20 protein-coding genes are annotated in these 17,568 nt (G+C 67.8%); 6 read left to right on the forward strand and 14 right to left on the reverse strand.

All coding sequences use genetic code 11. The features are described 5' to 3' along the window. Window positions 1–53 precede the first annotated feature (53 nt). The 5 genes from DJ029_RS00600 to DJ029_RS00620 form a co-directional block, all read right to left on the reverse strand. Entirely contained in the window at window positions 54–971 is a 918-nt protein-coding gene (locus DJ029_RS00600; RefSeq protein ID WP_157966217.1) for an esterase-like activity of phytase family protein, read from the reverse strand. A gap of 23 nt (window positions 972–994) precedes the next feature. After that, complete coding sequence (gene mepA / locus DJ029_RS00605; protein WP_112320393.1) at window positions 995–1,846, reverse strand: penicillin-insensitive murein endopeptidase; 852 nt, start codon at window positions 1,844–1,846, stop codon at window positions 995–997. After that, window positions 1,825–3,183: an MFS transporter gene (locus DJ029_RS00610; protein WP_112320394.1), complete on the reverse strand. Its 1,359-nt coding sequence runs from the start codon at window positions 3,181–3,183 to the stop codon at window positions 1,825–1,827. The genes mepA and DJ029_RS00610 overlap by 22 nt, the downstream gene beginning before the upstream one ends. 16 nt (window positions 3,184–3,199) lie before the next feature. Then, window positions 3,200–4,102, reverse strand: a complete 903-nt coding sequence (locus DJ029_RS00615) for a DMT family transporter (RefSeq protein ID WP_232822924.1) — start codon at window positions 4,100–4,102, stop codon at window positions 3,200–3,202. Between the two features lie 72 nt (window positions 4,103–4,174). Then, window positions 4,175–4,585: an excinuclease ABC subunit A gene (locus DJ029_RS00620; protein WP_157966218.1), complete on the reverse strand. Its 411-nt coding sequence runs from the start codon at window positions 4,583–4,585 to the stop codon at window positions 4,175–4,177. A gap of 176 nt (window positions 4,586–4,761) precedes the next feature. On the opposite strand from DJ029_RS00620, the gene DJ029_RS00625 reads away from it, so the two are divergent. Beyond that, window positions 4,762–5,052, forward strand: a complete 291-nt coding sequence (locus tag DJ029_RS00625) for a YggT family protein (RefSeq protein WP_112320396.1) — start codon at window positions 4,762–4,764, stop codon at window positions 5,050–5,052. 15 nt (window positions 5,053–5,067) lie between these two features. Here the strand turns inward: DJ029_RS00625 and DJ029_RS00630 are convergent, their stop codons facing one another. Next, window positions 5,068–5,703 (reverse strand): VOC family protein, encoded by a 636-nt coding sequence (locus DJ029_RS00630; RefSeq protein ID WP_112320397.1) that lies wholly within the window; start codon window positions 5,701–5,703, stop codon window positions 5,068–5,070. Between the two features lie 160 nt (window positions 5,704–5,863). Here DJ029_RS00630 and chrA point away from each other — a divergent pair, with 160 nt between their 5' ends. After that, window positions 5,864–7,093, forward strand: coding sequence for a chromate efflux transporter (gene chrA, locus DJ029_RS00635; protein ID WP_198671020.1), 1,230 nt, complete (start codon window positions 5,864–5,866; stop codon window positions 7,091–7,093). 4 nt (window positions 7,094–7,097) lie between these two features. Here the strand turns inward: chrA and msrA are convergent, their stop codons facing one another. The 3 genes from msrA to DJ029_RS00650 all read right to left on the reverse strand — a co-directional run bounded on the left by msrA (window position 7,098) and on the right by DJ029_RS00650 (window position 9,576). Then, window positions 7,098–7,700 (reverse strand): peptide-methionine (S)-S-oxide reductase MsrA, encoded by a 603-nt coding sequence (gene msrA, locus DJ029_RS00640; RefSeq protein ID WP_112320399.1) that lies wholly within the window; start codon window positions 7,698–7,700, stop codon window positions 7,098–7,100. Between the two features lie 127 nt (window positions 7,701–7,827). Further along, on the reverse strand, window positions 7,828–9,054 hold the full coding sequence (locus tag DJ029_RS00645) for an argininosuccinate synthase (RefSeq protein ID WP_112320400.1): 1,227 nt from the start codon (window positions 9,052–9,054) through the stop codon (window positions 7,828–7,830). Between the two features lie 78 nt (window positions 9,055–9,132). Next, complete coding sequence (locus tag DJ029_RS00650) at window positions 9,133–9,576, reverse strand: Lrp/AsnC family transcriptional regulator (RefSeq protein ID WP_112321284.1); 444 nt, start codon at window positions 9,574–9,576, stop codon at window positions 9,133–9,135. 81 nt (window positions 9,577–9,657) lie between these two features. On the opposite strand from DJ029_RS00650, the gene DJ029_RS00655 reads away from it, so the two are divergent. Next, window positions 9,658–10,251 carry a LysE family translocator gene (locus tag DJ029_RS00655; protein ID WP_112320401.1) on the forward strand — a complete coding sequence of 198 codons (594 nt, stop codon included), beginning with the start codon at window positions 9,658–9,660 and terminating at the stop codon, window positions 10,249–10,251. Window positions 10,252–10,258: 7 nt separating this feature from the next. Here the strand turns inward: DJ029_RS00655 and DJ029_RS00660 are convergent, their stop codons facing one another. The 3 genes from DJ029_RS00660 to DJ029_RS00670 form a co-directional block, all read right to left on the reverse strand. Further along, window positions 10,259–11,089 (reverse strand): sulfotransferase, encoded by an 831-nt coding sequence (locus DJ029_RS00660; RefSeq protein WP_112320402.1) that lies wholly within the window; start codon window positions 11,087–11,089, stop codon window positions 10,259–10,261. 27 nt (window positions 11,090–11,116) lie between these two features. Beyond that, complete coding sequence (locus DJ029_RS00665; protein ID WP_112320403.1) at window positions 11,117–11,944, reverse strand: sulfotransferase; 828 nt, start codon at window positions 11,942–11,944, stop codon at window positions 11,117–11,119. Between the two features lie 361 nt (window positions 11,945–12,305). Beyond that, on the reverse strand, window positions 12,306–12,566 hold the full coding sequence (locus tag DJ029_RS00670) for a hypothetical protein (RefSeq protein WP_112320404.1): 261 nt from the start codon (window positions 12,564–12,566) through the stop codon (window positions 12,306–12,308). Between the two features lie 155 nt (window positions 12,567–12,721). Between DJ029_RS00670 and DJ029_RS00675 the strand changes: the two genes are divergently transcribed. Then, the gene (locus tag DJ029_RS00675; RefSeq protein ID WP_112320405.1) at window positions 12,722–13,879 is read left to right on the forward strand and encodes an iron-containing alcohol dehydrogenase; all 1,158 of its coding nucleotides are present in this window, start codon (window positions 12,722–12,724) and stop codon (window positions 13,877–13,879) included. Continuing rightward, the gene (locus tag DJ029_RS00680) at window positions 13,876–14,661 is read left to right on the forward strand and encodes an alpha/beta fold hydrolase (RefSeq protein ID WP_232822925.1); all 786 of its coding nucleotides are present in this window, start codon (window positions 13,876–13,878) and stop codon (window positions 14,659–14,661) included. Before DJ029_RS00675 ends, DJ029_RS00680 begins: the two co-directional genes overlap by 4 nt. A 72-nt stretch (window positions 14,662–14,733) precedes the next feature. Here the strand turns inward: DJ029_RS00680 and DJ029_RS00685 are convergent, their stop codons facing one another. Then, on the reverse strand, window positions 14,734–15,915 hold the full coding sequence (locus DJ029_RS00685; protein WP_112320406.1) for an acetyl-CoA C-acyltransferase family protein: 1,182 nt from the start codon (window positions 15,913–15,915) through the stop codon (window positions 14,734–14,736). Window positions 15,916–15,985: 70 nt separating this feature from the next. Further along, entirely contained in the window at window positions 15,986–16,999 is a 1,014-nt protein-coding gene (locus DJ029_RS00690) for a GGDEF domain-containing protein (protein WP_112320407.1), read from the reverse strand. Between the two features lie 171 nt (window positions 17,000–17,170). On the opposite strand from DJ029_RS00690, the gene DJ029_RS00695 reads away from it, so the two are divergent. Beyond that, window positions 17,171–17,563 carry a response regulator gene (locus DJ029_RS00695; protein WP_157966219.1) on the forward strand — a complete coding sequence of 131 codons (393 nt, stop codon included), beginning with the start codon at window positions 17,171–17,173 and terminating at the stop codon, window positions 17,561–17,563. The last annotated feature ends 5 nt before the right edge of the window (window positions 17,564–17,568 follow it).

Genomic DNA, 17,568 nt, shown 5'->3' on the forward strand with positions numbered 1-17,568 from the left:
GGGATATTTGAAGACTTTGGAAGCGGGGCGGTCCGGGAACGGGCCGCCCCGTTTCATTGCAGCAGGGCCCTTGGGCGTACCTGGGGGCGCGGCGGGGTTGGCTCCTCGACGATGAATTCGACGAGTTCGGTCGCCTGCAGGAAGGATTCGTTGTCGTCAGAGATCAGCAGCAGCCGCGTGCGCCCCTGCGGATCGCGCCAAGTGGCGATCCCTTCAAGGTTGTCATAGAGCCCGAGGCGGCTTTCGAGCAGCGTTTCCTCGCCGCTCAGCCCGCCCGGCGTGACGTTGAAGCGGCGGATCCGGGTGGAAAAGGACAGGAAGCCGTTCCAGTGCCGCTCAACCACGTAGAGGCGGCCGTCGGGGCCGAGGTCCGCGCCGCTCATCAGGTGCGGGGGGCGGCGCGGCAGGCTGAACGCCGTGGACCATTCTGCGCCATCGTAGCGGTAGACCGGGTAGGGGCGCGCCAGTTCCCCCGAGCGTTCGGGCATGGTGTAGAGCGCCCCGTCGGGCCCGGTGAACAGCGCTTCGAGGCCAGAGTTGTTCTGCAGCGCGCGGAAGGCGGCGGGCACGGGCAGCGCCCGCGCCGGCTGGTCGAGCGCGGTATAGGCCCAGACGCGGTGGTTCGCCTCGAAGCTGACGAAGAGCTCTCCGTCGGGGCCGACGGCGAGGCCTTCGGCATCGACGTCGTAGCGTTGCACCGGCGCGCCGCGCGGATCGAGCAGGGGGCCGTAGGCGTCGGCGCGCACGGCGCTGAGGGTGCCGTCCTCCCCCCGTTCGAGGGTGGCGGTCACGTAGCTGCCCTTGTCCGAGACGGTGATGATACGCGTGCCATCCGCGCTGAGCGCCAGCCCGGAGAAGGAGCCGATCCCTCCCGGGGCGCGCCAGGCGATCCGCGCGTCCTCGACCAGGTCCGGGCCGGCCTGCGCGGGCGCGGCCAGCGCGCCCAGCGCCAGGGCGAGGGTTGCCGCCACGCGCCGGAACCGCACCCCGCCAGTTAGCGCAGGACGGCGGCGCATTGCTGGGGCAGGTCGGTGAGGGTCAGTTCGCGCTTGGGTTTGGGTTTCGGCGCGTTGGGATCGGGTTTTGCCGGTTTCAGCGCGTCGGTCACCCACCAGACCGCGTCTTCGCAGCCATCGCCTGCGGGGATCGGATCCTGCGCGCGGCAGCCGCGCGCGCCGTCGGGGCAGTTCATGCGGACATGGAAGTGGTAGTGGTGACCCCACCAGGGCCGGATCTTGCGCAGGTAGGCCCGGTCGCCGGTTTCGTCGGCGCACATGCGCAGCTTGACCGGCGCGGTGACGAAGATGCGCGCGACATCCGGGTCGCGCGCCGCCGCGCGCAGGATGCGGTGGTGCGCTTCGGTCCAGTTGCCGTTCACGTTGCGCTGGTCGGGCGTGCGCACCGAGATGGAGGAGACGTTCTCACGCTCGGTCTGCGAGAGCGACAGGTCCAGCGCCGGTTTCATCCAGATGTCGATGTCGAGCCCCATCTGGTGGCTGGCATGGCCCGTCAGCATCGGCCCGCCGCGCGGCTGGCTGATGTCGCCGATATAGAGCCCGTTCCAGCCCGCGCGCTGCGCGGCGATGGACAGGCGCTTGATGAAGCGGATCGCGTCCGGGTGACCGTAGTTCCGGTTCCGGCTGAGGCGCATGGCCTGCCAGGACGGCCCCGTCTCGGGCAGTTGCTCGGCCCCGGCGATGCAGCCCTTGTTGTAGGTACCGTGGGGTGCCGGGGCGTGGCTGGACGGCGTCGCCTTGGCGCCGAAAAGCTGTTTGGCGGGGGTCTGCGCCCCTGCCAGATGCGGGGTGAACGCCAGGCTGGCGATCAGAAGGAGGGTTCGGAGCATGCTCGGGCCTCTTGCGGGGGTTTGACCCAGTATAGCAGAACAAGCCCCAGCGCGAACAGCGCGATCACGGGGCTGACGCCCAGCGCCTGGCTGCCCGTGGCGGTGGTGGTGATCCCGATCAAGAGCGGCGCGAGGAAGGCCGTCGCCTTGCCCGACAGCGCGTAAAGCCCGAATGCCTCGGTCATGGGCAGCTTGTCCTCGGCCATGAAGATCAGCAGCGTGCGGGACGCAGCCTGCAACGAGCCCGCGCAGGCCCCGAGGATGCCGCCGCAGACGTAGTACACGAGGTCGGGCGCGGTGCTGTCCGCGTCGACCGGGATCAGCAGCACGCTCTCCCGGTTGGTCATCAGCGCGACGATGGCGACAAGGATCAGCAGCAGGATCGAAACGGCGATCACCGGTTTCGGGCCATAGGCGCTGTCCGCCCGCCCGCCGATGAAGGCGCCGACCGCCCCGGTAAAGGCCGCGACGATCCCGAAGATGCCAAGCTGCGTGATCCCCCAGCCGAGCACCCCCCCGGCATAGATCCCGCCGAAGGCGAACATGCCCGCCAGCGCGTCCCGGTACACCATGGAAGCGATGAGATAGGTGAACAGCCCCCCCGTCCCTTGCAGTTTGCGCAGGGTCTGCATCAGCGATTGCACCCCCTCGCCCACCGCCTGGCCAAGAGGGGCCTTCTTCGGCGTATCGGGGGTGAACAGGAACATCGGAAGCGCGAAGACGATGAACCAGACCGCCGCCAGCGGCCCCATCAGGCGCGCCGGCTCGCCCTGCTCCGGGTCCAGGCCGAACAGCGGCTTCATGCCGAGGATCGTCGTATCGCCGCCAGTCGGGGCGATGAAGCCCAGCACCACCAGCAGCACCACGACCCCGCCCGCGTAGCCCGTCGCCCAGCCCGAGCCGGAAATTCGGCCGATCTGTTCCCGCGTGCCGAGGTCGGGCAGCATCGCGTTGATGAAGATCAGCGAGTATTCCGACATCACGAAGGCAAGGATGAAGAACAGCATCACGGGCCAGAACGGCTGCACCTCGGGGGCGGCGGTCCACAGGCCGAAACAGCCGATCACGAAGAACAGCGAAAAGACGCCGATCCAGGGTTTGCGCCGCCCCGTCTTGTCCGCGATCGCCCCGAGGATCGGCGCAGTGATCCCGACGCACAGTGCCGCGCCGAGGTTCATGTTCGCCCAGACCGCCTGCCCCACCACGGGGTCGGGGATCACCTGGCTGACGAAATAGGGGGCGAAGATGAAGGTGATGATCAGGGTGTAGAACGGCTGGTTCGCCCAGTCGAAGAACATCCACGCCCGCGCCCCGCGGGAAAGTCTGGTCCGGCTCATCGGCCCCCCTGCGCGCTCAACGCGTCGATTGCTTCATGGCGGCGCGGCGGGACAGGGCCTGCTCGCGCCAGAAGGTGAATATGCCCGTCGCCACGATCAGCGTGGCGCCAAGGATCGTTGCCGCGTCCGGGATCTCCTTGAAGACGACGGCCCCGAGGATCAGCGCCCAGAGCAGGATCGAATACCGGAACGGGGACACGAAAGCGATGTCCCCGACCCGCATCGTGCGGACCGAGAAGACATAGGCCAGGATCAGCCAGACGGCGGCGAAGGACAGCAGCCCCAGCAGCCGCGCGTCCAGCGGCGGCCAGTCGGACCAGAGGCTGCCGATCCCACCAAGCGTGGTGATCGCCAACGCCGTCATCAGCGCCACGGCGAGCGAGGGAACCTGCCCCGACAGCCGGCTCGTCACCAGGTCGCGCAGCACGATGGCCACCACTGCCGCCAGCGGCAACAGGCTGTAGGCGTTGAACGCGTCGCCCCCCGGGCGGATGATGATGAGCACGCCGGAAAAGCCGACCAGCAGCGCCAGCCCGCGCCGCCAGCCCACCGGCTCGGCCAGGAACAGCGCCGCGCCAAGGGTGACCGCCAGCGGGGCCGATTGCAGGATCGCCGTCGCGTTGGCGATCGGCATGTTGGCAAGGGCGGTCAGGAACAGCGTGGTCGCCAAGATCTCGGCCAGGGTGCGCCAGCCGACCAGAACCCCGTCCCGCCGGGCGGGACGCCAGCGCAACGCGCCCGTGGCGACGCAGAGCGCGAACAGAAGCACGCAGGTGAGCGCACCGCGCAGGAACAGCGCGGGAAACAGGTCCACGTCCGCCAGGACGGCCTTCATCGCGACATCGTTGAGGGCGAAGCCCGCCATGGCGGTCACCATGAACGACGCGCCGCGCAGATTGTCCGCCAGGGATTTGCTCAAACGAAAACCTCCGCCACGAAAGGGCTTGTGGCGGAGGTATCAGTCCCGGAGGACCTTGGGAAGTCAGAGGATTCAGTTCAGCAGGGCTTCCCAGGCCCCAAGGGCCCGCACGATCTGGTTGGTGGCGCGCACCACCTCGACCACCTTGCCGTCGACGCGGACATAGGCGTTGTCCTCGTCCAGCAGTCGCGGCAGGCGGCGCAGGATGCGCTCGTCCTCGATGATCACGCGGCCGTCGGGCAGACGCTCACCCACGTAGTAGCGGCGGCCATCGACCCAGACGTAGACGTTCTCGGTATCCCGGTCGCGATCACTGTCGCGGGTCCATTCACCGTCGCCTTTCTTCGCCAGCCCCGGCGGCACGCAGGACGGTGACTTCTTCGCCAGCCCCGGCGGGCAGCCCTTGGGCTGGGCTAGCGACGGCGCAGCAGGGGCGAGGGCCATGAGGGTTGCGGCCAGAAGCGGTAGGACGGTGCGTTTCATTGCGATCTCCATTCGGGGGCGATTTCCATGCGGGAATACCTTTGATTAACGCCTAATCGGTCAATCTGTTCCCCACAAGGCAACGCCGCGGCGGCGGCAAGACGCCGCTGAGGGCTTGCACGGACGCAGGTGGACCGCTACCTGTCCCGAAACCGGAATTCACGAGAGGCCGCACAATGGCGACGATCATCCAAGTCCTGCTGTTCATCCTGGATATCGCGTGGTTCCTGGTGCTCGCGCAAGTGATCCTGAGCTGGCTGGTGAATTTCGAGGTGTTGAACCTGCGCCAGCCGCTCGTCTACCAGATCTGGTCCGGGCTGAACCGCATCCTTGAGCCGATCTACACGCCGATCCGCAACATCCTGCCCAACATGGGCGGGATCGACCTTTCGCCGCTTGTGGTGATCGTCGCGATCTATGCGCTGCAACGCCTGCTGATCAACAATTTCGCCGCCCTCGCCTACTGACCCGCGGCGGCGCTGTCAGTCGAAGGCGACGGCGCGCCCGTCGGCGCGCTCGATCAGCGCGCTGAGGGCCGGTGCCCCGGTAGTCCGGCCCGCGCGCAGGATATGCCCCACCCCGAGTTGGCGCAGGTTTTGGCGCATCCCCTCCGGGCCATGCGCGGTGAACGCGGCAAGGCGCAAGCCCTGGTCCGGCAGGCTTTCGGCAGGTGAGGCGACACCTTGGGGCCACTGGATCAGGCCCGGAAACACCCCGCCCCAATGCAATGCGCCGTCTTCCCTGACGGTCAGATCCCAGCACAGCCGGTCCCGCGTCAGCCGCAGGACCGGGCCGGGATCGAGCGGCGCGCGCGCGATATCCCCGTCGAGGTCATCCGAGCGGGCCACCCAGGTGACGAGTTGCGGCGCACCGCGCAGCCGCGCCTGCATCGCCGGGTCGTCCAGCGCAAACCAGCGTTTGCGCCCCGGATCGGACGCGCCGGGGTCGATCGCGATCACCTCGAGGTAAGCCCCCTCCAGCCGCCACAGCTTGTTGTGCGTGCCCATCATCGGATGCTGCCCACCGCCCACGGGCGGCTGGCCGAGCTGCTGCTCCATCCACGCCGCACCGGCGGACAGTTCGCGGCAAGCGAAAACGATATGGTCGAGGGAAAGCATCGCGCGCTCCTGCTGATGAGGGCTTCCGCTTAGCACGCCGGAAGCGGGCAAGCGATCCCCGGCGGGGAAGCGACGCAGGACTGTCACTGGTTTCGGGCGTATGCGCAGGCTATGTCCAGGACGGCCGGAGCGCTCCGGCGCGCAAGGATAGGGGTACCTGGTGGAGCAACGCGTCTCTCTCGCCACGGCAATGGCCGTCTACATCCGCATCGGGCTGCTGTCCTTCGGCGGCCCCGCCGGCCAGATCGCCCTTATGCAGGACGAGATCGTGGACCGGCGCGGCTGGGTCAGCGAGAAGGAGTTCCGCCAGGGCCTGTCCGTCGCCATGGTCCTGCCGGGCCCCGAGGCGCAACAGCTCGCCACCTGGCTCGGCTGGCGGCTGCACGGGCGGCGGGGCGGCATCCTTGCCGGGTTGGCGTTCATCGTGCCGGGCGCCGTGCTGATGCTGGCGCTGGCCTGGATCGCCGCCGCGCGGGGCGAGGTGCCGCTGGTCGCCGCCCTGTTCTACGGTATCCAGCCCGCGGTGCTGGTGATCGTGGCGCGCGCCGCCGCCAACCTTGGCCGCCGCGCGCTCGGCGGGCGGGCGGAGGCGCTGATCGCGCTGTGCGCCTTCCTTGGGATCTATGCCGCCGGGTTGCCGTTTCCGCTGATCATCGCGGGCGCAGCATTGGCCGGGGTCCTGCTGCTGCGCCCCGCCGCGCAGGAAACCCCGCGGCCCGCGCCGCCCGCGCGGGGCCACCTGCTGCGCACGATCCTGCCCTGGTCCGCGGGGATCGCCGCGCTCTGGCTGGCGGTGCGGCTCTGGTTCGGGGCGGAGCCCTTCGACGGGGTCGCTGCGCTGTTCACCTCCGCCGCCTTCGTGTCCTTCGGCGGGGCCTATGCGCTGCTGCCCTACGTCGCCGATCAGGCGGTGGAGACCTATGGCTGGCTGAGCGCCGCGCAGATGCTCAACGGCCTCGCCCTGGCCGAGGCGACGCCGGGGCCGCTGATCCTCGTCAACACCTATGCCGGGTTCTTCGCCGGGTGGAGCGGCTACGGCGGGCCCGCCGGGCTGCTGACCGGAACGCTCGCCACCGTCTATACCTTCGCGCCGAGCTTCATGCTGATCCTTGCCGCCGCGCCCTATGTCGGCCACCTCGACCGCCAGCCACGGCTGCGCCAGGCGCTGGCGGGGGTGTCGGCGGCGGTGGTGGGCGTGATCCTGAACCTCGCCCTCTACCTGGCGGAGGCGGCGCTTCTGCCGACCGGCCCCAGCGCGCCGGAATGGCCCAAGATCGCACTGCTGGCGATGTTCGGGGCCGCTGCGCTTTGGCGGCCGGTTCCGATGCACTGGCTGGTCGTCTCAGGCGCGCTGGCGGGCCTGGCCCTGCACCTCACCGGCGCGATCTGAGCGCTCAGCTGCCGCCCTTGGCGAAATACGCCTCGTCGCCCCAAAGCGCCTGAAGCCGGGCGTCCCGCCGGCACCCCTTGCGGTAGGTCAGGTAGCGCAGGGGGTTCTTGGTGTAATAGTCCTGGTGCACCCGCTCGGCGCGATAGAAGGGGGCGGCGTCGCGCACCGCGGTGGCGATATCCGTCCCCAGCGCCGCGGCCGCCTCGGCCTTTGCAGCCTCGGCGGCGGCGCGCTCTTCCTCGTTCGCGACGAAAATGGCGGTGGTGTAGCTTTCGCCGCGATCGCAGAACTGCCCGCCCGCGTCGGTCGGATCGATCGAGCGGAAGAACAGCTTCATCAACTGCGGGTAACTGATGACATCGGCGTCATAGGTGATCTTCACCACCTCGAGGTGGCCGGTCCCCTTGGACACCACCTGCGCGTAGGTCGGGTTTTCCACCGTGCCCCCGGAATAGCCCGAGACGGTTTCCGTCACGCCGTCCACCTTGTCGAAATCCGCCTCGACGCACCAGAAGCAGCCCCCGGCGACGACGGTGGATTTCAGCGTCTCCGCCTGCGCGAACGGCGCGGCGAGAAGCAGGGTAAGGGTCAGGATGATGCGGGTCATGGCGCGCTCCTACTGTTGCGCCGCCAATGTCCGCCCTTGCCGGCACCGGCGCAAGGGGCGGTGCATCACAGCTTTGTCAGCGGCAGGGGGCGCGTTTGCCCCCTGCCCGCGTATTCATGGGCGCGGATCAGCCCTTCAGGCGGCGATCCCGCGCGGCCAGCAGCTTCAGGCGCAGCGCGTTCAGCTTGATGAAGCCCGCCGCATCCGCCTGGTCGTAAGCGCCGGCGTCTTCCTCGAACGTCACATGCGCCTCGGAATAGAGCGAGGCGTCGGACCAGCGCGCGATCGTGTTGACCGAGCCCTTGTAGAGCTTCAGCTTGACGGTGCCGGTCACATGCTCCTGGCTCTTGTCGATGGCGGCTTGCAGCATTTCACGCTCGGGCGAGAACCAGAAGCCGTTGTAGATCAGCTCTGCATAGCGCGGCATCAGCTCATCCTTCAGATGGCCCGCGCCACGGTCCAGCGTAATCTGCTCGATGCCGCGATGCGCCTCAAGCAGGATGGTGCCGCCGGGGGTTTCATAGACGCCGCGCGACTTCATGCCGACGAAACGCCCTTCGACCAGGTCCAGACGGCCGATGCCGTGCTTGCCGCCCAGCTCGTTCAACCGGGTCAGGATGGTGGCGGGGCTCATCGCCTCGCCGTTGATGGACACGGCGTCGCCCTTTTCAAAGCCGACTTCGATGATCTCGGGCTGGTCAGGCGCATCCTCGGGGTTGACGGTGCGCTGGTAGACGTAGTCAGGCGCTTCGACGCCCGGATCCTCAAGCACTTTCCCTTCGGAGGAGGTGTGCAGCAGGTTCGCATCGACCGAGAACGGCGCCTCGCCCCGCTTGTCCTTGGCGATGGGGATCTGGTGCGCCTCGGCGAATTCCAGCAGCTTGGTGCGGCTGGACAGGTCCCACTCACGCCAGGGCGCGATCACCTGGATGTCCGGGTTCAGCGCATAGGCGGCCAGCTCGAAGCGCACCTGGTCGTTGCCCTTGCCGGTGGCGCCATGGGCCACGGCATCGGCACCGGTTTCGGCGGCGATTTCGACCAGGCGCTTGGAAATCAGCGGCCGCGCGATGGAGGTGCCGAGCAGGTACAGCCCTTCGTACACCGCATTGGCGCGGAACATCGGGAACACGAAATCGCGCACGAATTCCTCGCGCACGTCCTCGATGAAGATGTTCTCGGGCTTGATGCCCAGAAGTTCGGCTTTCTTGCGCGCCGGCTCCAGCTCCTCTCCTTGGCCGAGGTCGGCGGTAAAGGTCACCACCTCGCAACCGTATTCGGTTTGCAGCCACTTCAGGATGATGGAGGTATCAAGACCGCCGGAGTAGGCGAGTACGACTTTCTTGGGAGCGGACATGGGTTCCAGCCTTTGCGAATATTTCGCATCCCGCGTAAAGAATTTCGCCGCCCTTCGCAAGATACAGCCGCCAGGGCCTCAGCGCCGCTCATCCTTGGGGGAGCCCATGACGATATAGCTGGTCAGGGCGTTCACATGATCCAGCGCGCCAAGCACGTCGGTGTGAAACGCCTTGTAGGCGGCCAGGTCCGCCACCTCGATCCTGAGCAGGTATTCCCGCGTGCCGGTGATGTTGTGACACTCGCGGCATTGCGGCGCGCCAGCCATGGCTTGCTCGAAGGCCTGCTGCGCGCGCTTGGAATGGTCCGACAGGCCCACGGTGACATAGGCGACGAACCCCCGGCCCATCGCCGCAGGGTTCAGCACGGCGCGGTAGCCGGTGATCACGCCCGAGCGCTCAAGCTCCTGCACGCGGCGCAGGCAGGCCGAGGGGGACAGCCCGATGCGATCGGCCAGCTCCGTGTTGCTGATCCGCCCGTCGCGGGCAAGTTCCCGCACGATTTTGCCGTCGATCTGATCCATGGCCGCAAAAAATTGTGCAATTCGCTTGCGGGGAACGATATTTGCAAACACCTGCGCCGGCAAGAGGATCATATCTGGCGGATGACGCAAGATATCCTTATCGCCCTGATGGGCTTCGCGCTTGTCACCTCGATCACGCCGGGGCCGAACAACCTGATGCTGATGGCATCGGGCGCCAACTTCGGTTTCCGCCGCACGATCCCGCATATGCTGGGCGTCGGGATTGGCTTCGCGCTGATGGTGGCGCTGGTCGGGCTGGGGCTGGTCGGCGTGTTCGAGCGCGTCCCGCTGGCCTATGACCTGCTGAAAGCGCTGAGCGTCGCCTACCTGCTGTTCCTGGCCTGGAAGATCGCCAATGCCGCGCCGCCCGCCGAAGGCCAGGCCGAGGGGGTGCCGATCACCTTCCTTCAGGCGGCCGCGTTCCAATGGGTGAACCCCAAGGCCTGGGCCATGGCGCTGACCGCGGTGACGGTCTATGCGCCGGATCGCACCCTGATGGCGATCCTGCTGGTGGCGGCGGTGTTCGGCGCGGTCAACCTGCCCGCCGTCAGCAGCTGGACGGTGCTTGGCCAGCAGATGCGGCGCGTGCTGACGAACCCCGCGCGGCTGCGGGCCTTCAACGCGCTCATGGCCGCCCTGCTGATCGCCACGCTTTACCCTGTGCTCTGGCCCTGAAGGGGCCTCAGAACGTCAGTTCTTCGCCGAAACGCGCCCACATTTTGGCGATGATGTCCTTCTCCACCCGCGTGAAGCTGGATGTATCCAGTTCATCCCACTTCGCCTTGTGGGAAAACGCCCGCGCGGTGTGATCCGTCATGCTTTCCTTGGCCTGGTGCCCTGCCCCCTTGCGGGGCACGTAGACACGGCCCGCGGCCTCGAAACAGGCGGGATGCTCTTCCAGCCCGACATGATCCAGGAGGCGGCGGATCTCGGTGTCGGGGTCCTCCACCAAGCGCTGGTGGGACAGGGCGAAGGTGATGTCCGACTGCTCGTGGTCGATCAGGATCGCCATGTTCACAAGCTGCCGCCAGATATGCTCGACCGTGAAGCCCCAGTAGGCGATGGCCGACAGCAGCACGTCATAGGGGTGCCGCAGGATGGTCATGTTGGTGCTGTCTGGGAAACTGTAGCGCATCGCGTCCCAGTAGTTTTCCCCCGCCCGTCGCATACCGTGCGGCTTGGCCTGCTGCTGGGGGCGGATGGTCTGGGGCACGTTGATGGGCTTGTGCACCCAATGCGGCTTGTCGGGATTGTCGAAGAAGCTCAGGAACGCCGCGCGCACCGCCTTGCCCGAGCGTTCCCGGTGATCCACGTCGGGGCCAAGCTCGCGATCCGGGCGCACGACGCCTTTCAGCCGCTGCGACCCGTCCCAGACGCCATGCAGCATCTGCGCCGTCTCTCCGCAGCCGTCCACGTCGGGATGCGCGGCAAGGATGTTGAACGCCAGCGAGGTGCCCGACCGTCCGTAGGAAATGAACGTCATCGGGCGCTTGATATTGGATGCGTTGGGCATTGAGGTCCTTGTCTTCAGGTCGCCGGATCAGAATTGGAGGTGTTCGCCGAAGCGGGCCCACATGGCCGCCAGCGCGTCCCGGTCGGCGGTTGTATAGCCAGACATGTCTATCGTTGACCAGCGGTCTTGGCGGGAAAACGCCGAGGCGACACGCTCGGGCACGTCCCCTTTGGCCAGCGGGCCGGTCCCGCGGCGCGCGACATAGACCCGGTCCACCGCGGCAAGGCAGGCCGGATCGTCGCGCAGGCCAAGGTGGGTCAGAAGCCGCGCCACCTCTGGCGCGGGATCCTCGGCCAGACGCTGGTGCGACAGCGCCATGGCGACGCCGCTGTCGGGGTGATCGATCACCTTGGCCATGCGCACCAGGTTGTCCCAGGCCCCCTGGGGCGAGGCGTTCCACCATTCCATCGCCGAGGCGACGACGTCATAGGGGTGGCGCAGCACGGTGATCGTGCGGCTTTCGGGAAAGCTGGAATGGAACGCGTGCCAGTACCAGGCGGCCTTGCCCTGCATATCCCGGATGCCCGGCAGGTGGTTCGTCACCCAGGGCATGTTGATCGGCTTCTGCATCCAGTGGGCGGGCGCCGGGTCCGGGTCGGGAAACGTCGCGAGGAAAGCGGCACGGACGGCCTTGGCGCAGCGCGCGTCATGGTCTTCGCCAGCCAATTCCGGGTCCGGGCGGATGATTCCCTTCACACGCTCGACCGCGTGCCAGATGCCGAACAGCATCGGCGCGGTTTCCCCGACGGTCATCACGTCGGGATGCGCACCAAGGATGTTCATCACGAGCGATGTGCCGGACCGCCCGTGCGAGACAAGGCTGATCGGCCGGGTAATGTTGGATGGATTGGGCATGCACTCTCAGCACGATTGACGGACCTGCCGGACGTAGCCGATTTTGCCCCTTCGCGCCAGAAGGGCCGCGATCCGCACGTCGATTGCGATTCGCGGCACGCCGTCCCGGGGGAACCGACTTGCCCGAATCAAATACCGGGCCCGCCCCGGGGGGAGCGGACCCGGTCACTCTACTGGTATTGCGAGTAATATATCCCGCTTAAGAGTGTCTGAAATATACCGGCAATACGCACCGGAAAATATAACGCCCAGCGCCGCCGCTGTCGCGGCAGGGGCGATATCGGTCCGGGAGAGTGCCGAGCCCCGCAAGCGCTGGTGGCAAGAAACTAGGTATTATCGCCGATTACTACTGTGTGAATTGTCACAGGTCGTTCAGCGATGACGTTCCTGCAACAGCCATTGCAGGCATCGTCCATCCCTCGGGCAACCGGGCCGAGTCCGACGGCAGGCACACGCCGGAGGCGACCGGCCAATCCGGCGCGGACTCCAGCAGGATTTCGTCGAGGCGGCGTTCGCAGACGGCGATGTTCGCGGCGGAAAGTTCCGTCGTGCTAACAACCTCGCAGGTCACGGCATCATGGCCGCATCCGGCGATCAGAATCGTGAACAGCGTCTCGAACATCCCTTTATCCTAACTCACGGCAGCGGCCGCGGAAGTAACGTTTCACACATTGCACGCGGTTGCCCGTGGCCGGTCTGCACCCCTTCACCCTTTTCGTCGCACACAAAAACCGCAATAAAGTGGCAACGCGTGTTTCGATGAGGCAACGGCCCGCCATGACCCCCGCTTTCGCTTTCAATACAACGCCGGGACTGAGATTCGGTTCCGGCGCGGCCCCCGCCGCGGCGGAGGAGCTTGCCGCGCGGCTCGGGCCCCGCATCCTCGTGGTCACCGATGCCGGGCTGCGCGCGGCGGGTGTGCCAACCCCAACGCTGGAGGCATTGGGCCGGCTTGCCACGCTGGTGATCTTCGACGCGGTGGAGGCGGATCCGTCCCGCGACACGCTGATGGCGGCGGTCGCAGCGGGGCGCGACGGCAGCGTCACGGGGATCCTCGGCATCGGGGGCGGCTCCCCGATGGACGTGGCCAAGCTCTCGGCGCTGCTGCTCGGATCGGGCGAGGACCTGGATACCGCCTGGGGCGTTGGGCAGGCGCGGGGCCCGCGCCTTCCGCTAGCGCTGGTGCCGACCACGGCGGGCACCGGGTCCGAGGTGACGCCCGTCTCCATCATCACCCTCGGCGGAGAGGAGAAGCGCGGCGTCGTGTCGCCCGTGATCCTGCCCGATATCGCGGTGCTCGACCCCGACCTGACGCTGGGCCTGCCCCCGGCGGCGACGGCGGCGACGGGGATCGATGCGATGGTGCACGCGATCGAGGGCTATACCTCGCGCTCGCCCAACAACAACCCGATCAGCCGGATGCTGGCGGTGGAGGCGCTGAAGACCCTTGGCGCCAATATCGAACGCGCCGTGCAGGACGGAAGCGACACGGCGGCGCGCGCGGGGATGCTGCTCGGGGCGATGCTGGCGGGGCAGGCCTTCGCGAACAGCCCGGTCGCGGCGGTACATGCGCTGGCCTACCCGCTGGGCGGCACGTTCCACATCCCGCACGGGTTGTCGAACGCGCTTGTGCTGGGGCCGGTCATGCGCTTCAACGCCCCCGAGGCGGCGCGCGCCTATGCCGACCTCGCCCCCCATGTGTTTCCCGATATCGGCGGCGGCGGTTCGCAGGACAGGGCGCAGCGCTTCATCGACGCACTGGGCGACCTATCGGCCCGGCTGGGCTTGCCGCCCCGCCTGCGCGACGTGAATATCCCGAAGGAGGCCCTGCCCAAGATGGCGAAAGCCGCAATGCTTCAAACCCGATTGCTGGTCAACAACCCGCGGGAGGTCGCGCAAGCCGACGCCCTCGCCATCTACGAGGCGGCGTGGTGAGCGCGCCGGTCCCGCTGAACACCGTCGCCTACGACGGGCCGGGAGACGTGCCGCTGGTGATCGCGCACGGGCTCTTCGGCTCGGCGCGGAACTGGAACGTGATCGCCAAGCGGCTTAGCACCGACAGGCCGGTCGTCGCGGTGGACATGCGCAACCACGGCGACAGCCCCCATGACCCCGACAACAGCTACGCCGCGCTGGCCGCCGACCTCCGCGCCGTGATCGAGGGGCTTGGCGGCACCGCGGACCTGCTCGGACATTCCATGGGGGGCAAGGCGGCGATGATGGTGGGGCTCCAGGCGCCCGAGGTGCTGCGCCACCTGGTCATCGCCGATATCGCGCCGGTTGCCTACACGCACACGCAGATGCCGCTGATAAAGGCGATGCAGAAAGTGGACCTCGGCGCGGTCAGCCGCCGGTCGGACGCGGATGCCCAGCTGAAGGCGGCCGTCCCGGACGCGATGTTGCGCGCGTTCCTACTGCAAAGCCTGAGCGTCGGGCCCGATGGCGCGCGCTGGAAGCTGAACCTCGACGCGCTGGGGGCGCAGATGGGCCGGATCATCGGCTTTCCGCAGGACGCGGGGACCAGTGCGCTGCCCGCCACCTTCCTGCGCGGCGGGGCGTCGGACTATGCGACCGGCCCGCAGGAAGCCGCGATCATGGCCGCCTTTCCCGCCGCCCGGATCGAGGAGATGCCCGGCCTCGGCCACTGGCTGCACGCCGAGGATCCGCGCGGCTTCGAAACGCGCCTCCGCACCATCCTGGGCGAGGGCGAAGCCTAGTCACTGCTGGGGCCACCCTGATCGGGCGGCCCCGCGCCTGGGCGTTTCGGGCCCAGGGTTCTTTTCGCGGCGTCAGCTGATCCGCTCAAGCGCCAGAGCGATGCCCTGGCCGCCGCCGATGCACATGGTCACAAGCGCATGGGTGCCGCCGGTCCGCTCCAGCTCGGCCAGCGCTTTCAGCGTGATGATCGCCCCGGTCGCCCCGACCGGATGGCCCAGCGCGATGGCGCCGCCGTTGGGGTTCACCTTTTCGCCCGGAAGGCCCAGCGCGCCCGAGACGGCAAGCGCCTGTGCGGCGAAAGCCTCGTTCGATTCGATGACGTCGAAATCAGCGATCGACAGGCCGGTGCGCTGCATCAGCTTTTCCACCGCGGGGATCGGGCCGAGGCCCATGACCTCGGGGCGAACACCGGCGTGGGCGTAGCCGACGATCCGCGCGCGCGGGCGCAGCCCGGCGGCTGAGGCGGCTTCGCCCCGCGCCAGCACCAGCGCGGCCGCGCCGTCGTTGATCCCGCTGGCGTTGCCCGCGGTGACGGTGCCGTCCTTCTGGAAGACCGTGCGCAGACCGGCCAGCGCCTCGGCCGTGGTCGGTTTCGGGTGCTCATCCCTGGCGAAGCTGACCGTGTCGCGGCGGACCTTGATGTCGATGGGCGCGATCTGCTCATCGAAACGCCCGTCTTCCTGCGCGGCGGCGGCGCGGCGCTGGCTTTCCAGCGCGAAGGCGTCCTGCGCCTCGCGGGTGATGCCATGCTCCTTGGCGACGTTTTCCGCCGTGACGCCCATGTGCCCGGTTCCGAACGGGCAGCTCAGCGCGCCCAGCATCATGTCGAGGCTGCGCACATCGCCCATCTTCTGCCCCCAGCGGGCATCCGGCAGGATGTAGGGTGAGCGGCTCATGCTTTCCGCCCCCCCGGCGAGCGCGAAATCCGCGTCGCCGAGCGCGAGGTTCTGGAACGCCGACACGATGGCCTGCGCGCCGGAGCCGCACAGCCGGTTCACGTTCATCGCCGGGACGTGGTCCGGGATGCCCGCCTCGATCGCGGCGGCCCGCGACAGGTACATGTCCCGCGGCTCGGTGTTGATCACATGGCCGAAGACCACGTGGCCGATCTGGCCCGGCTCCACCCCCGAACGCTCCATCGCGGAACGCGCGACATGGGCGGCAAGGGTGATCGGGGGCGTCCCGGCGAGCGACCCGCCGAAAGTGCCGATCGCGGTCCGCGCGCCGTTCAGAATGACAATATCCGTTTCCATCTCGCCTGCTCCGTAGTCTGGGGATCGGCGGCGATAGTGCCGCCCCGGGCGGGGGAGTGCAAGGACCCGCTCAGGGCCCGTGGACGACTCGGTTGCACCCCTCCTTCTTGGCGCGCGTGAGGTAGCTGTCGGCGCGATCGATCAGCGTGTGCATGTCGTCCAGCCCGGTGCGCGCCGTCAGCCCGATGGACAGCGTCAGGGCGCCGATTTCCTCCTTGCGGGTTTCGGTGACCCAGTGGATGCCCGCGAACTCGGCGCGGATATCCTCGCACACCTTGGCCCCGCCCTCGATCGGGGTGTTGGGCAGGATCAGGGCGAATTCCTCGCCGCCCATGCGCGCGGCCAGGTCCATGCCCTTCAGGTTCTTGCGCAGCACCTTGCCGACGCCGCGCAGGATGTTGTCGCCCACCATGTGGCCCCAGGCTTCATTGACCGCCTTCATGTGATCGAGGTCGATCATCGCGAAGGTGAACTGCGCATTGGAATCCAGCAGATCCTGCAGGTGTTCCTCAAGGAAGCGGCGGTTCTGCAGGCCGGTCAGGTGATCCCGCGTCGCGGTTTCGCGCAGCTTCGTCAGTTCGGCGTTCATCACCTTCAGCTGGTCCTGCGCGCGTTCCAGCCGTTCGGCCACGCCCCGGGTGTCGGTCAGCTGTTCCCGCCCGCTGTACACCAGGTGCTTGCACAGGATCTGCAATTCCTCGCGCGTGATCATCCCCGCCATGTCCCTGAGCGAGCGGCGCAGCTCCCCCGCCATCTTGAGGTTGCCTTCCACCCCTGCGGTCAGCCTGTCCGAGACGTCGGCGATTTCCGTCGCCAGCCCGTCGCGAATCCGCCGCAGCCCGTCGCCGAGTGCCGCGTCCGAGACGTGTTTGGCATAGACCGCCTGCACGGCGTCCTCTCGCAAATCCGGGGGTTCGCGCAGGGCGTGTTCCACCGCCTCTCGCAGGTCCCTCGACGGGTTGGAGAGATAGCAGAAAAGCGTCTCGTACACCGCGGGGGTGGAGCTGACGCCGGCCTCCACCGCCAGGGCGAGAGCCTTTTGTCCGGTTTCCTGTGTGGCGCTGCGCCGTGCGTCGTCAAGCATGGGCCCTCCTGCGGGTAACTGGACTCAGTGCTACCTCGGCGCGGGTATTCAGGGCGTTAACGGCACCGGCGCCGAAAGCGCCGAGGGGTTAACGGGTTCTTAACGATTACGGCGCATTTTAAGCAATCTGGGGTCAATGGCGCCTCAATTCACAAAAAGAAGGAGATCGCCGTGGGGGTACTGCTTGTCCAGGACAACGCCGATCTGGCCCTGATCTGGGCGCGTTTTCTGGCCCGCCGCGGTTTCAATGTGACGACGGCCAGCACCCAGACCGAGGCGATGCGCGTCCTGGCCACCGCGCCGTTCAACACACTGATCATCGATCCCGCGCTGCAGGACGGCGGCTTGCCGGTGGCGGACTACGCGACGTTCCGCAACCCGGACATCAAGATCCTGATCGTCACACGCTCTTCCTTCTTTTCCGAAGGTATGGTGTTCGACCTCGTGCCCAACGCCCGCGGCGTCCTGCGCACGCCGGTCCGCCCCGGCGATCTAGCCGCCTACCTGGAATATTTCGGCGAACTCCGCGACGCGGCCCCCGAGCAGCACAAGACCCGCGCCTGACCCCC

Origin of the sequence: Oceanibium sediminis (assembly GCF_003265325.1) — a bacterium.
Lineage (GTDB): Bacteria > Pseudomonadota > Alphaproteobacteria > Rhodobacterales > Rhodobacteraceae > Halovulum > Halovulum sediminis.

Excerpts from the sequence above, each read along its gene's own strand:
- mepA (WP_112320393.1), bottom strand. The coding sequence starts at position 1,846 with ATGCTCCGAACCCTCCTTCTGATCGCCAGCCTGGCGTTCACCCCGCAT.
- DJ029_RS00610 (WP_112320394.1), bottom strand. The coding sequence starts at position 3,183 with ATGAGCCGGACCAGACTTTCCCGCGGGGCGCGGGCGTGGATGTTCTTC.
- DJ029_RS00620 (WP_157966218.1), bottom strand. The coding sequence starts at position 4,585 with ATGAAACGCACCGTCCTACCGCTTCTGGCCGCAACCCTCATGGCCCTC.
- DJ029_RS00625 (WP_112320396.1), top strand. The coding sequence starts at position 4,762 with ATGGCGACGATCATCCAAGTCCTGCTGTTCATCCTGGATATCGCGTGG.
- DJ029_RS00630 (WP_112320397.1), bottom strand. The coding sequence starts at position 5,703 with ATGCTTTCCCTCGACCATATCGTTTTCGCTTGCCGCGAACTGTCCGCC.
- msrA (WP_112320399.1), bottom strand. The coding sequence starts at position 7,700 with ATGACCCGCATCATCCTGACCCTTACCCTGCTTCTCGCCGCGCCGTTC.
- DJ029_RS00645 (WP_112320400.1), bottom strand. The coding sequence starts at position 9,054 with ATGTCCGCTCCCAAGAAAGTCGTACTCGCCTACTCCGGCGGTCTTGAT.
- DJ029_RS00650 (WP_112321284.1), bottom strand. The coding sequence starts at position 9,576 with ATGGATCAGATCGACGGCAAAATCGTGCGGGAACTTGCCCGCGACGGG.
- DJ029_RS00655 (WP_112320401.1), top strand. The coding sequence starts at position 9,658 with ATGACGCAAGATATCCTTATCGCCCTGATGGGCTTCGCGCTTGTCACC.
- DJ029_RS00660 (WP_112320402.1), bottom strand. The coding sequence starts at position 11,089 with ATGCCCAACGCATCCAATATCAAGCGCCCGATGACGTTCATTTCCTAC.
- DJ029_RS00665 (WP_112320403.1), bottom strand. The coding sequence starts at position 11,944 with ATGCCCAATCCATCCAACATTACCCGGCCGATCAGCCTTGTCTCGCAC.
- DJ029_RS00670 (WP_112320404.1), bottom strand. The coding sequence starts at position 12,566 with ATGTTCGAGACGCTGTTCACGATTCTGATCGCCGGATGCGGCCATGAT.
- DJ029_RS00675 (WP_112320405.1), top strand. The coding sequence starts at position 12,722 with ATGACCCCCGCTTTCGCTTTCAATACAACGCCGGGACTGAGATTCGGT.
- DJ029_RS00685 (WP_112320406.1), bottom strand. The coding sequence starts at position 15,915 with ATGGAAACGGATATTGTCATTCTGAACGGCGCGCGGACCGCGATCGGC.
- DJ029_RS00690 (WP_112320407.1), bottom strand. The coding sequence starts at position 16,999 with ATGCTTGACGACGCACGGCGCAGCGCCACACAGGAAACCGGACAAAAG.